General features: G+C 67.8%; 10 protein-coding genes and 1 pseudogene. 8 read left to right on the plus strand and 3 right to left on the minus strand.

All coding sequences use genetic code 11. The features are described 5' to 3' along the window. The first annotated feature begins 83 nt into the window (after positions 1–83). From ABIA73_RS08160 to ABIA73_RS08195, 8 genes and pseudogenes are all read left to right on the plus strand, one after another. Positions 84–881 carry a ParA family protein gene (locus tag ABIA73_RS08160; protein WP_025878788.1) on the plus strand — a complete coding sequence of 266 codons (798 nt, stop codon included), beginning with the start codon at positions 84–86 and terminating at the stop codon, positions 879–881. Further along, the gene (locus ABIA73_RS08165) at positions 881–1,804 is read left to right on the plus strand and encodes a ParB/RepB/Spo0J family partition protein (RefSeq protein ID WP_025878789.1); all 924 of its coding nucleotides are present in this window, start codon (positions 881–883) and stop codon (positions 1,802–1,804) included. The genes ABIA73_RS08160 and ABIA73_RS08165 overlap by 1 nt, the downstream gene beginning before the upstream one ends. Before the next feature lie 142 nt (positions 1,805–1,946). Beyond that, positions 1,947–2,672 (plus strand): suppressor of fused domain protein, encoded by a 726-nt coding sequence (locus ABIA73_RS08170; protein ID WP_032976777.1) that lies wholly within the window; start codon positions 1,947–1,949, stop codon positions 2,670–2,672. Between the two features lie 64 nt (positions 2,673–2,736). Next, positions 2,737–3,702 carry an NAD-dependent epimerase/dehydratase family protein gene (locus tag ABIA73_RS08175; protein ID WP_025878791.1) on the plus strand — a complete coding sequence of 322 codons (966 nt, stop codon included), beginning with the start codon at positions 2,737–2,739 and terminating at the stop codon, positions 3,700–3,702. Positions 3,703–3,792: 90 nt separating this feature from the next. Then, on the plus strand, positions 3,793–4,515 hold the full coding sequence (locus ABIA73_RS08180; RefSeq protein WP_099589329.1) for a glycosyltransferase family 2 protein: 723 nt from the start codon (positions 3,793–3,795) through the stop codon (positions 4,513–4,515). After that, positions 4,515–4,862, plus strand: a complete 348-nt coding sequence (locus ABIA73_RS08185) for a lipid-A-disaccharide synthase N-terminal domain-containing protein (RefSeq protein WP_025878793.1) — start codon at positions 4,515–4,517, stop codon at positions 4,860–4,862. The genes ABIA73_RS08180 and ABIA73_RS08185 overlap by 1 nt, the downstream gene beginning before the upstream one ends. A gap of 121 nt (positions 4,863–4,983) precedes the next feature. Continuing rightward, a pseudogene (locus tag ABIA73_RS21520) lies at positions 4,984–5,118 on the plus strand (lipid-A-disaccharide synthase N-terminal domain-containing protein); the annotation flags it as partial. A 264-nt stretch (positions 5,119–5,382) separates the two neighbouring features. After that, positions 5,383–7,155, plus strand: coding sequence for a DUF885 domain-containing protein (locus ABIA73_RS08195; protein WP_301867172.1), 1,773 nt, complete (start codon positions 5,383–5,385; stop codon positions 7,153–7,155). Positions 7,156–7,257: 102 nt separating this feature from the next. Here the strand turns inward: ABIA73_RS08195 and ABIA73_RS08200 are convergent, their stop codons facing one another. Genes ABIA73_RS08200 through ABIA73_RS08210 form a run of 3 tightly spaced genes read right to left on the minus strand, consistent with a single transcriptional unit; the run spans position 7,258 to position 12,926 of the window. Then, complete coding sequence (locus tag ABIA73_RS08200; RefSeq protein WP_354275627.1) at positions 7,258–10,467, minus strand: efflux RND transporter permease subunit; 3,210 nt, start codon at positions 10,465–10,467, stop codon at positions 7,258–7,260. A gap of 9 nt (positions 10,468–10,476) precedes the next feature. After that, the gene (locus tag ABIA73_RS08205) at positions 10,477–11,676 is read right to left on the minus strand and encodes an efflux RND transporter periplasmic adaptor subunit (protein ID WP_354275628.1); all 1,200 of its coding nucleotides are present in this window, start codon (positions 11,674–11,676) and stop codon (positions 10,477–10,479) included. Beyond that, complete coding sequence (locus tag ABIA73_RS08210) at positions 11,673–12,926, minus strand: TolC family protein (RefSeq protein WP_354275629.1); 1,254 nt, start codon at positions 12,924–12,926, stop codon at positions 11,673–11,675. Before ABIA73_RS08210 ends, ABIA73_RS08205 begins: the two co-directional genes overlap by 4 nt. Positions 12,927–12,962: the final 36 nt, after the last annotated feature.

Raw genomic sequence — 12,962 nt, forward strand, 5'->3', positions numbered from 1 at the left:
CGGTTGGCGATCCACGATTTCCGCACGGGCCCGGTTGTACGCATAATGACCGGTCCCAGCACACGTCGACGAGGCACACCCGCATGGCCCGCATCATCGCCATCGCCAACCAGAAGGGTGGCGTCGGCAAGACCACGACCGCCGTCAACCTGGCCGCTTCCCTGGCCAACGCACCCAAGCGCGTGCTGTTGGTCGACCTGGATTCCCAGGGCAACGCGACCATGGGCAGTGGCGTGGACAAGCGCGAGCTGGTCTCCTCCACCTACGACCTGCTGCTGGGCGAGTCCAGCGCCGCCGACGTGCGCGTGCAGACCGCCGAAGGCTACGACCTGCTGCCGGGCAACATCGACCTGACCGCGGCCGAGATCCAGCTGATGGCGCAGAGCGAGCGCGAGCAGCGCCTGAAGCGCGCGCTGGCACCGATCCGCGATGAGTACGACTACATCCTGATCGACTGCCCGCCGGCGCTCTCGCTGCTGACCCTCAACGCACTGGCCGCCGCCGATTCGGTGATCGTGCCGATGCAGTGCGAGTACTACGCACTGGAAGGCCTGAGCGCGCTGGTGGAAACCATCGAAGCGCTGCGTGCCAACCTCAACCCGGCGCTGGAGATCGAAGGCGTGCTGCGCACCATGTTCGACGTGCGCAACAACCTGGCCAATGCCGTGTCGGCCGAGCTCACCGAGCACTTCGGCGACCGGGTGTTCCGCACCATCGTGCCGCGCAACGTGCGCCTGGCCGAGGCGCCCAGCCATGGCCAGAGCATCGTCGGCTACGATCGTGCTTCGCGCGGTGGCGTGGCCTACCTCGGCCTGGCCGGCGAGATCATCCGTCGCAACAACGAACGCAACAAGGCCACCAAGGCCGTGGAGACCGTCTGATGACCAGCAGCAAGCCTGCAGCCAAGAAGCGAGGCCTCGGCCGCGGCCTGGACGCACTGCTCGGTCCGAAGGGCGCGGTCAGCCAGGTGCAGGCCAGTACGGCGGTGATCGAGCCGCTGCCCGGTGAAGTGCTGCGCAAGCTGCCGGTAGGCCAGCTGCAGCCGGGCAAGTACCAGCCGCGTCGCGAGATGGACCAGGGCAAGCTGTCCGAACTGGCCGACTCGATCAAGTCGCAGGGCGTGATCCAGCCGATCCTGGTGCGCCAGCTGCCGGCAGGCAACTTCGAGATCGTCGCCGGTGAACGTCGCTGGCGCGCCTCGCAGCTGGCCGGCCTGGACGAAGTGCCGGTGGTGGTGCGCGAGCTGGAAGACCGCACCGTCATCGCGATGGCGCTGATCGAGAACATCCAGCGCGAAGACCTCAACCCGCTGGAAGAAGCCGAAGCGCTGCAGCGCCTCATCAGCGAATTCACCCTGACCCATGCCGAGGCCGCCGAGGCCGTCGGTCGCTCGCGCGCGGCGGTGTCCAACCTGCTGCGCCTGCTGGAGCTGCCGATCGCCATCCGCCTGCTGCTGGAAACGCGCCGGCTGGAGATGGGGCACGCCCGCGCGCTGCTGACGCTGGCCCCGGAACTGGCCAGCAAGCTGGCCCAGGAAGCGGCCGACGAAGGCTGGTCGGTGCGCGAGGTCGAGCGCCGCGCGCAGGCGTTTGCCGCCGGCAAGGTGCCGAGCAACCGTCCGCAGCCGGTGGCCAAGGTGCAGCAGGCCGACATCGCCTCGCTGGAAACCGAGCTGTCCGAAGTGCTGGGGACTTCCGTTGCGATCAACCATGGCCGCGGCGGCAAGGGCAAGCTGATCATCCATTACGCCAACCTGGACACGCTCGATGGCGTGCTGGAGCGGCTGCGCACGCGCCAGGGCTGACCCCGGCGCATCTTCATGGGCGCACGGCCTGTTCCTGCCGTGTGCCGTCGATTGCAGGGAACGCACCGCCGCGCGTGCCGGAGGCCGCGTCGTCCACCGCAGGTGGGCCGCTCCGCCCCGTGGCTCATCCAGGGAGCAGGACATGACCATTGAAGTAGACGACGTCAGCCCGGGCGGCAGCCCGATCCTCGTGCACAGCCGCGAGAAGGACTTCACCCCGGCCCAGGGGGAGTCGCACATCGAGGAGATCAGCGCGCACATCGAGCGCCATCTGGGCCCGATCTCCGGCGTCTTCCATGAAATCATCTCCGATATCGTGCACATCGACGTGCATGTGGTGCCCGCCACCGACGAGTGCCCGTACCTGCGGCTGGTGACCTCGGGCATGAGCGACCTGCCGATGGCCGTGCCCGACGAGGTGGACGCCCCCCGGCACATGGAACTGATGGTGACCCTGCCGGCGGATTGGCCGATCACCCAGGATGCCTTCGAGGATGAGCGCAACTATTGGCCGGTGCGCCTGTTGAAGACCTTGGCGCGGCTGCCGCACGAGTACGACACCTGGCTGGGCTTCGGCCACACCATTCCCAACGGCCATCCGTCCGAGCCCTATGCACCGGGCGTGGGGTTCGATGGCGCCATCGTGCTGCCGCCGGTCACGACCCCGGACGACTTCGGCACGCTGGCACTGGAAGACGGCACCACCATCGAGTTCATGGCGATCGTGCCGCTGTACCCGGAAGAGATGGACCTGAAGCTGAAAAAGGATTCGGAAACCCTGCTGGATCGCTTCGATGCGAAGAACATCCAGGATGTCATCCAGCCGGGGCGCACCAATGTGGCCAAGAAGCGTTTCGGCCTGTTCTAGGCCCTGCGCGTACCATCAGACGCCATCACTATTGAATTGACCGTTGAATTCCAGGCTCACCGCAATGACCATCCTGCTCACCGGCGCAGCCGGCTTCATCGGTGCCTACACCGCCCGTGCCCTGCTTGATGCGGGCCAGTCGGTGGTCGGCCTGGACAACTTCAACGATTACTACGACCCACAGATCAAGCGCGACCGCGTGGCCGCGCTGTGCCCGACGCTGGATCTGCGCACGCTGGACCTGACCGACCGCGACGGCCTGGCCGCGCTGTTCGAGGAAGTACAGCCGACTGCGGTGATCCACCTGGCCGCGCAGGCCGGCGTGCGCTATTCGCTGGAAAACCCGCACGCCTACGTCGACAGCAACCTGGTCGGCTTCGTCAACATGCTCGAGCTGTGCCGCCATCGTGGCGTGCAGCATCTGGTGTATGCGTCCAGCAGTTCGGTGTACGGCGATTCGGCCACGCCCCCGTTTTCCGAAGACCAGCGCGTGGACCAGCCGCGCTCGCTGTACGCCGCTACCAAGGCCGCCAATGAACTGATGGCCTACACCTACGCACAGCTGTATGGCCTGCGTGCCACCGGCCTGCGCTTCTTCACCGTGTATGGCCCGTGGGGCCGGCCGGACATGGCGCCGCTGCTGTTCTCGCGCGCGGTGCTGGCTGGCCGTTCGATCGATGTGTTCAACGAAGGCCGCATGCAGCGCGATTTCACACATGTCTCCGACATCGTGGCCGGTATTCTCGGCGCCCTCGCGCATCCGGCTGATGGTCCGGTGCCGCACCGGGTGTTCAACCTCGGCAACCACACGCCGGTCGAGCTGGAGCGCTTCATCGGCGTGATCGAGCAGGCCGCCGGTCGCCCCGCGCAGAAGGTCTACAAGCCGATGCAGCCGGGTGACATGGTGCGCACGATGGCCGATACCCGGCGCGCACATGACGCATTTGGCTACGAACCGGTCATGCCGATCGAACAGGGCCTGCCGCCGGTGGTGCAGTGGTGTCGCGAGTATTTTGCTGATCGCGCCTGAAAACCGATCCTCACGCCGCCGGATTCATCTTCGGATAACCTCGGCTTCGGAAAATGCGCGGTCTTTGTCCCTCCTTGGCCGAGTCCCCCCATGAGCCAACCCGAGCTGTCCGTCGTTGTCCCCGTATTCAACGAGCGCGACAACGTCGCGCCCCTGGTGGCCGAAATCACCGCTGCACTGCGCGGACGGCTGCCGTTCGAGATCGTCTACATCGACGATCATTCGCGCGATGACACCCTGGCCGTGCTGCAGGGCCTGAAGGCCACCACGCCGGAGCTGCGCGTGCTGCACCACGTCTCGCAAAGCGGGCAGAGCACCGCGGTACGTACCGGCGTCAAGCACGCGCGTGCGCCGTGGATCGCCACCCTCGACGGTGATGGCCAGAACGATCCGGCCGACATCCCCAGGCTGCTGGACGCCCGTGATGCGGCCGATGCCCAGGTGAAGCTGTTCGCCGGCTGGCGCGTCAACCGCCAGGACAGCGGCAGCAAGCGCTGGGCCAGCAAGTGGGCCAATGCCATCCGCGCGCGCATGCTGCGCGATGACACCCCCGATACCGGCTGCGGCATCAAGCTGTTCGAGCGCAACGCCTTCCTCGATCTGCCGTACTTCGACCACATGCATCGCTACCTGCCGGCGCTGATGCAGCGTGCCGGCTGGAAGACCACCAGCGTGCCGGTCAACCATCGCCACCGTACGGCCGGCGTGTCCAAGTACAACAACCTGGGCCGCGCGCTGGTCGGCATCCGTGATCTGCGCGGCGTGGCCTGGCTGATCACCCGCAGCAAGCGCACCGCGGTGGAGGAGCGTTGATGGATCTGGAGCTGCACTGGCTGGACCAGCCGCTGACCTGGTTGTACTGGACCGGCCTGCATGTGACCGGTTGGAAGCTGATCGGCTACACCGGCGCGTTGATGTTCGGTGGCCGCTGGCTGGTCCAGTTCGTCGCCTCCAAGCGCGCCGGCAAGCCGGTGATCCCGCGCCTGTTCTGGTACATGAGCGTGGTCGGCAGCCTGATGACGCTGAGCTACTTCCTGTTCTCGGCCAAGCAGGACTCGGTGGGCGTGCTGCAGAACCTGTTCCCGGCGTTCACCGCGTTGTACAGCCTGCAGCTGGACATCAAGCATCGCGGCTGGAAGCGGGACAAGGCCAGTCACTGACGCCCTGGTAGACGCCGACCTTGGTCGGCGCTGGTTTTCTCCGGGTGCCAACCAAGGTTGGCAGCTACCAGAGCGGCCACGCAGGCGCCGCCGTGGTAGCGCCGGGCCATGCCCGGCGGCTGTGGGATGGCGGCCAACATCGGCCGCGCTGCGCGCTCGCGGGGCATGGCCCCGCGCTACCACGCGCGCCGGCAAGCCGGTGATCCCGCGGCTGTTCTGGTACATGAGCGTGGTCGGCAGCCTGATGACGCTGAGTGCCCAGGTGACGCCGACCTTGGTGGGCACCGCTGTGGTAGCGCCGGGCCATGCCCGGCGGCTGTGGGATGGCGGCCAACATCGGCCGCGCTGCGCGCTCGCGGGGCATGGCCCCGCGCTACCACACGCCTTCGGCGCTGGGTCTCCCCGCCTGCCAACCAAGGTTGGCAGCTACGAGGGCTAGGCCCAGGCAGGACCTTCGTCCCATGCCATGCGCGGTGCGGGGTGCCATGATCGGGGTCTGCCTTCCCGGGAACCTGTGCTTGTGAAAACCCGTCTTGCCGTAGCCCTGCTGATCGCCCTGTCTGCCCCTGCCGTGGCCCTGGCCGCAGCACCCACCGCCGTCGCGCCGGCCAGCGTGGCTACCGAGTCGCCCGCCGATGCCGCCTTCCGCGCGCTGTACGAGAAGGAATGGAAGTGGCGCCAGCAAGGCGGCGGCGAGGCCAGCGAGGACGAAGACGCGCCGGCCAATGCCACCCGCATGCCCGACGTCGGCCCGGCCGCGCAGCAGGCACGCCTGGAGGTATGGGACCAGACCCTGGCCGCGCTGAAGAAGATCGACCCGAAGACCCTTTCGCCCGACAACCAGGTCAACTACGCGATCTACCGCGACCAGGTGTTCAACCTGGCCGAAGAAGTGCGCCTGCGCGGCTACGAGATGCCGTTCAACGCCGATTCCTCGTTCTGGTCCAACCTGTCCTTCATGGCCCGGCGCGAAATGAAGACCGTGCAGGACTACCAGAACTACATCGCGCGCCTGAATGATGTGCCGCGCTACTTCGACCAGCAGACCGGGAACATGCGTGCCGGCCTGAAGCGCGGCTTCAGCGTGCCGCGTGCGGTGCTCGATGGCCGCGAGGTGTCCATCGCCACTGTCGCCGAACTGAAGGACCCGACCGAATCGCCGTTGTACGCGCCGTTCAAGAAGCTGCCCAACACCGTCCCGGCTGCCGAGCAGGCCAAGCTGCAGGCACAGGCCCGCGCGGCGATCAGCGGCAAGGTGGTGCCGGCGTTCCAGCAACTGCGCACTTTCTTCGTCAACGAATACGTGCCACAGGCGCGTACCACCCTGGCCGCCGAAGCGATGCCTGACGGCAAGGCGTACTACAAGCAGCAGATCCACGAATACACCACGCTGGATCTGTCGCCGGACGAGATCCACCGCATCGGGCTGGATGAAGTGGCACGCATCCAGAAGGAAATGAACGACATCATCAAGCAGGTGAAGTTCAAGGGCAGCTTTGCCGAGTTCCTGACCTTCCTGCGTACCGACCCGCAGTTCTATGCCAAGACGCCGGAAGAACTGCTGTCGCGCGCCGCATGGATCTCCAAGCGCGCCGATGGCCAGCTCGGCAAGTACATGACATTGCCGCGCGCGCGCTTCACCATCGTGCCGGTGCCGCCGGACATCGCGCCGTTCTGGACCGCCGGCCGTGGTGGCATGGGCACCTACTGGCTCAACACCTACAACCTGCCGTCGCGCCCGCTGTACAACCTGCCGGCGTTGACCCTGCACGAATCCGACCCGGGCCATGCACTGCAGGGTGCCATCGCTGCCGAGCAGAAGAACCTGCCGGAGTTCCGCCGCAATGCCTACATCTCCGCCTATGGCGAAGGTTGGGCGCTGTACTGCGAGAAGCTGGGCGTGGAAATGGGCATCTACGAAACCCCGTACGAGGATTTCGGTCGCCTGACCTACGAGATGTGGCGCGCCACGCGCCTGGTGATCGACACTGGCGTGCACAGCAAGGGCTGGAGCCGCGAGCAGGCGCTGGCCTACCTGCGTGACCACACGGCGCTGAGTGAGCACGAAGTGACCACCGAAGTGGATCGCTACATTTCCTGGCCGGGGCAGGCGTTGAGCTACAAGCTCGGCGAGATCGCCATCGTGCGCCTGCGTGCGCAGGCCGAGAAGGAGTTGGGCGACAAGTTCGACGTCAAGGGCTTCCACGACACGCTGCTGAAGCAGGGTTCGGTGCCGTTGCCGGTGCTGGAGCAGCAGATCCAGGCGTACATTGCCGAGCGCAAGAAGGCCTGATCGCGGTGTGACCGGGTCAGAGCCCCGCCAGAGCGGCGGGGATCCGACCCTGCTGCGGGTCGGATCCCTTTCCGCTGGAAAGGGCTCCGACCCCCTCTCATCTCACCCTGCCACGCGCACCTTCGCCACGCGCGCGGCGAAGGTCGGCAGCACCAGCAGGGTCAGCACCGTGGCGGTGATCAAGCCACCGATCACCACCGTCGCCAGCGGCTTCTGCACTTCCGCACCGGAACCACTGGCGATCGCCATCGGAATGAAGCCGACGATGGCCACCAGTGCGGTGGTCAGCACCGCGCGGATACGGCTGGATGCACCGTTGATTGCGGCCATCATCGGCACGTCACCGGCGTCCAGACGCTCGCGGATCGCCTGCATCAGCACCAGGCCGTTGAGCGTGGCCACGCCGGACACAGCGATGAAGCCCACTGCGGCCGACACCGAGAACGGCATGCCGCGCAGCAGCAGGGCGAGGATGCCGCCGACCAGCGCCAGCGGCACGCAGCTGAACACCAGCACCGCTTCCTTGCCGCTGCGCAGGGCCATGAACAGCAGGCTGCCGATCAGCAGGAATACCACTGGCACCACCGTGGCCAGGCGCTTCTCCGCGCGCTGCAGGTTCTCGAACTGGCCACCCCAGGTCAGGTACGCACCGGGCGGCAGCGCCACGTCGGCCACGGTGGCCTGTGCTTGGCCAACGAATCCGCCGAGGTCGCGGCCGCGCACATTGGCCTGCACCACCACCCGGCGGCTGCCGTTGTTGCGGCTGATCTGGTTCGGCCCTTCGCTGACGCTGATGCGCGCCACCGAGGACAGCGGAATCACCACGCCGGCCGGCGTGGCGATCGGCAGCGAGGCCAGCTGATCCGGGTCGTTGCGTGCGCTGTCATCCAGACGCACCACCACATCGAAGCGACGGTCGCCCTCGAAGATCTTGCCGGCTGCCGTGCCGCCGATGCCGGTGGACAGCGCATCGCTGACGTCGGCGGCGGTCAGCCCGTACTGCGCTGCCGCTACATGGTCGATCTTGACGTTGAGCGTGGGCAGGCCGGAAATCTGCTCCACCCGCACATCGGCCGCGCCCTCCACCGCGCGCAGCTTCAGCGCCACCTGGTCGGCCACCTTCTGCAGCTGGCTGAAGTCATCGCCGAAGATCATCACTGCCAGGTCGGTGCGCACGCCGGAAATCAGCTCGTTGAAGCGCAGCTCGATCGGCTGGCTGAACTCGAAGCTGTTGCCCAGCTGCTGGCCGGCCAGTTCTTCGAAGCGGGCCACCAGCGCCTCCTTGCCCAGCGTCGGATCGGGCCAGTCCGCACGCGGCTTGAGCACGATCACGCTGTCGGAAATGTTGGTCGGCATCGGGTCGATTGCCGCTTCGGCGGTGCCGGTACGCGAGAACACCGTTTCCACTTCCGGTTGCTGGGCGATGGCCTTCTCCAGTGCCAGCTGCATCGCCAGCGATTGCTCCAGCGAAGTAGACGGGACGCGCAGTGCCTGCATCGCCACGTTGCCTTCATCCAGGGTAGGCATGAATTCGCGGCCGAGCAGGCCGAACGAACCAATGCCCACCAGCAGCATCAACGCTGCACCGGCGATCACTGCGCGCGGCCGCGCGACGGCCTGGCGGATGATCGGCTCGATGCGTCCACGCAGCACGCGGATCAGCGTCGTTTCGTGCTGGCCATCATCACTGTGTGCCTCGCCTTCCTTCGGCTTCGGCTCGAGCACCATCAGCGCGGCCATCGCCGGCACGAAGGTGAAGGAGAAGATGAAGGCACCCACCAGGGCCAGCATGAACGTGGCGGCCATCGGGTGGAACGTCTTGCCCTCCACCCCTTCCAGGGTGAGGATCGGTGCGAACACCAGCAGGATGATCAGCTGGCCGAACGCTGCCGGTCGTGCCATCTTTCGCGCCGAATCGGCCGCTACGCGCAGGCGCTCCATCGCGGTCAACGCACGGCCAAGTTCGGCACGACGCTGGCCCAGCATCAGCAGCGTCGACTCGATCACGATCACCGCGCCGTCCACCAGGATGCCGAAGTCCAGCGCACCCAGGCTCATCAGGTTGCCACTGATGCCGAAGCGGTTCATGCCGATCACCGCGAACAGGAACGACAGCGGGATCACCAGTGCGGTGATCGTCGCCGCGCGCAGGTTGCCGAGCAGCAGGAACAGCACCACCACCACCAGCAGCGCGCCCTCGGTGAGGTTCCTGGCCACGGTCTTGATGGTGGAATTGACCAGCACGCTGCGGTCCAGCACCGGCGCGGCCACGATGTCCGCCGGCAGCGAGGCATTCACCTGCTGCAGCCGTGTGGCGGCCGCCTGGGCCACGGTGCGGCTGTTGCCGCCGGCGATCATCAGCGCGGTACCGAGCACGGCTTCATGGCCGTTGCGGCTGGCCGCACCCAGGCGCGGTGCGCGGCTGAGGCCGACATCGGCCACATCGGCCACCCGCACCACCACGCCGTTGCGGGTGGCTACCGGCGCCTGTGCCAGATCGTCGGTGGTCAGTGCCAGACCGTCGGCACGCACCACCAGGCCTTCGCCGGCGCGCTGAACGAAGCCGGCACCGGCCTGTACGTTGGAGCGCTGCAGGGCCGTCACCAGATCAGCCAGGCCCAGGCCATGCGCGGCCAACCGCGCGCTGTCCGGATGCACGCCGTATTCCTTCACGTAGCCACCGACGGTGTCCACGCCCGCCAGCCCGGGGCTGGAGCGCATCTGTGGCGCGATGATCCAGTCCTGCACGGTGCGCAGGTAGGTGGCGCGTTCTTCCGGCGTGCGCAGCAGGTTGCCTTCCGGCGTGCGGTAGACCTCGCCGGCCTGCCAGCCGGCTTCACCGGGCTTGGCCAGCTTCGCAGGGTCGAACGCGGTGAAGTCCACCGTCCACATCAACACCTCGCCGAGGCCGGTGGTGACCGGCGACAGCATCGGCGAGGCACCCTCGGGCAGCGCTTCGGCGGCCTCGCGCATGCGCTCGGCCACCTGCTGGCGGGCGAAGTAGATGTCGGTGGCATCGGTGAAGATCGCGGTGACCTGCGAGAAACCATTGCGCGACAGCGAACGGGTGGTGGTCAGGCCGGGGATGCCGGCCAGCGCGGTTTCCAGCGGATAGGTCACCTGTCGCTCGATCTGCTCGGGCGTCAGTGCCGGTGCCACCGTATTGATCTGCACCTGGCGGTTGGTGATGTCCGGTACCGCATCGATCGGCAGCTTGCCGAGCTGGAACAGGCCCACGGCGGCAACGAGTGCAGCCAGGGCCACGACCAGCCAGCGGTGGCGTACCGCGGTTTCAATGATGAGCTTGAACATGGAAGGTCCTCAGTGCCCGTGCTCGGCTTCGCCCTTGGCCAGTTCGGCCTTGAGCAGGAACGCGTTGGCACCGACGATGCGTTCGTCGCCGTTCAAGCCGCCGAGAATCTCGATGCGGTCACCGGCACGTCGGCCGGCCAGTACCGGCTGCACCTTGAAGCCGCCCTGGACGGCGACGAATACCGCGCTGCTGCCGCCGACGTTCTGTACCGCATCAGCCGGCACGCTCAACGCGCCGTCCTTGCCGTCGGTGACCACCACCGCCGACACCGGCGAACCGGCCGGTGGCAATGCGGCATCCACCGGCATGGCACGGATCACCGCCACGCCACCCTGCTGGCGCACATCGGCGGCCGAACCGGTGACGGTGGCACTGAAGCTGCCGCCCGGCACGGTCACTTCCAGCGTCATGCCCGGCGTGACCTGCGCGGCCAGCGCCGGTGGCGCGGTGAACACCAGCTCGTTCATCGACGGATCGGCGACGTCGGCCACCGGGCTGCCGGCCGCCACCACGCCGCCGGGCGTGACCTGCACGTTGCCGACGATGCCGGCCACCGGGCTGGTGATGCGCACGCGGCCGCTGCTGTCGGGCGAACCGGTGGCGGCGGCCTGTGCCTGCGCGGCAGCGGCCTGCGCCTGCGCCGCCAGCGAGCGCGCGCGTGAGGTTTCCAGTTCCTGGCGAGCGACCACGCCCTGTTCGACCAGCGCCTTGTCGCGGCCGTGGGCCAGGCGCGCCGCCTCGGCCTCCGCGGCGGCGGCAACCGCATTGGCGCGGAACACTGCCGCCTCGCCACTGACCACGATCGCCAGCGTCTGGTTCTGCTTCACTGCCGTGCCCGGTGCGACCAGCACGCGCTCCACGCGACCGGTCACGGTGGAAGCGACCGAGGCACGTGCACCGATCGACGGTTCCACCCGGCCGGACAGCCGCGTCGAACCACCGCCGCCGCGGCCGACGGCCACCACGTCGATGCCGGATGCCTTGATCTGCTCTGGCGTCAGCTGCACCACGCCTTCATCGGCATCTGCTGCGTTGCCGGTTTCGGCCTTGGCGTCGGTGCTGTCGGCGGCGTGGCCATGGCCATCGTCGGCCGTTGCCTTGCCGGCGGGCTCCGAGACTGCCGGGGCCTGTGTGTTACCAGAACAACCGGCCAGCAATGCAGTCAGCAACAAGCCGCCAACCAGCGGGAAAGAACGGGACAGGTTCATCGGGCCTCCACAAAGGGTGCGCGCCCTTCGAGGCGGGCGAGATCGATTTCCGCGCCGACGCGCGACAGGCGCGCGTCCACGGCGGTGCCGCGGGCGGCGATGAGGGCACTGCGGGTGCTGCGCAGTTCCAGCTGCGAGATGCGCCCGGCGTCGAAGCCGATGCGCGCCAGCCGATAGGCTTCCTCGGCGGCGACCACGCTTTCGTCGGCGGCGCGGGTGCGGCTGCCGGCGGCCTTCAGGCCCGCTACCGCCGACAAGCGTTCGGCTTCGCTGTCGCGCCGCTGCTGGTCCAAGCGTGCTTCGGCCGCGCGCTGTTCGGCACTGGCGGCGCGGATGCCACCACGATTGCGGTCGAACAACGGGATCGAGAGACTGACGCCGAGCGTGTAGGCCTGTTCGCGGTCCTCGCGGAAACGCGTCTGCGCGGCGGTAACGCTGAGGTCGGGCAGGGCGCGCTTGCGCTCGACGTCGACCAGACGACCGGCCGCATCAACTTCGGCTTCGGCCACACGCACGGCCAGAGCCACATCGATGGCGCCACGCGGTGCTGGCGGTGCGCGATCGAGCAGACTGTTGTCGATGGTCTGCACCGGTGCATCCAGCAGGGCCGCACCGGCCAGGCGGGCCAGCGCGGCGTCGCGGAAGGCCTGCGCCTCATCCAGCGCGGCGCTGGCATTGGCCACTTCACTCTGTGCCTGCACGGCACGCAACTGCGGCTCGCGGCCATGCTTGACCATGGCGGTGACCGCCGCCGCATCGTCGCGGGTGAGGCTCAGCGCTTCTTCGGCCAGCGTGTAGCGACGCAGGGCGCTTTCCGCCTGTGCGTAGATCGCCGCCAACTGGCTGGCGACATCGCTGCGGCTCTGCGAACCCCGCAAGGCAGCGGCCTGTGCCTCGGCGTGGGCGGCGCGGACGCGCGCGCCGCGCTGGCCCCAGACCTCCAGAGGCTGGGACAGGGTAAGCACTGTGTCGGCCCGGCCCATGCCGCCGTAGGAGCCTGTGCCCCAAGCGTTTTCGGCGGACCAGGAAAGGGATGGATTGGGCAGCGCCCGGGCCTGGTCGGCGCGGGCGTCGGCCGCCTCGGCCAATGCCGCGCCGACGCGGGCGCCGGGCAGCTGGTCCAGGCGTTCAAGCAGGGTGTCGTACGAAGGTGCGGCTTGTGCGGCGACCTGTGCGGCGGGGATCAGGCCCAGCAGCACGGCGACGACCAGCCCGGCCGCGCGCGGCGACCGACGTGTCAGGATCGACATAGGGGGATTCCGGTTGTGAGTGAAACGGGAGCCCGC

Origin of the sequence: Stenotrophomonas sp. 2694 (assembly GCF_040548715.1) — a bacterium.
Classification (GTDB): domain Bacteria; phylum Pseudomonadota; class Gammaproteobacteria; order Xanthomonadales; family Xanthomonadaceae; genus Stenotrophomonas; species Stenotrophomonas indicatrix.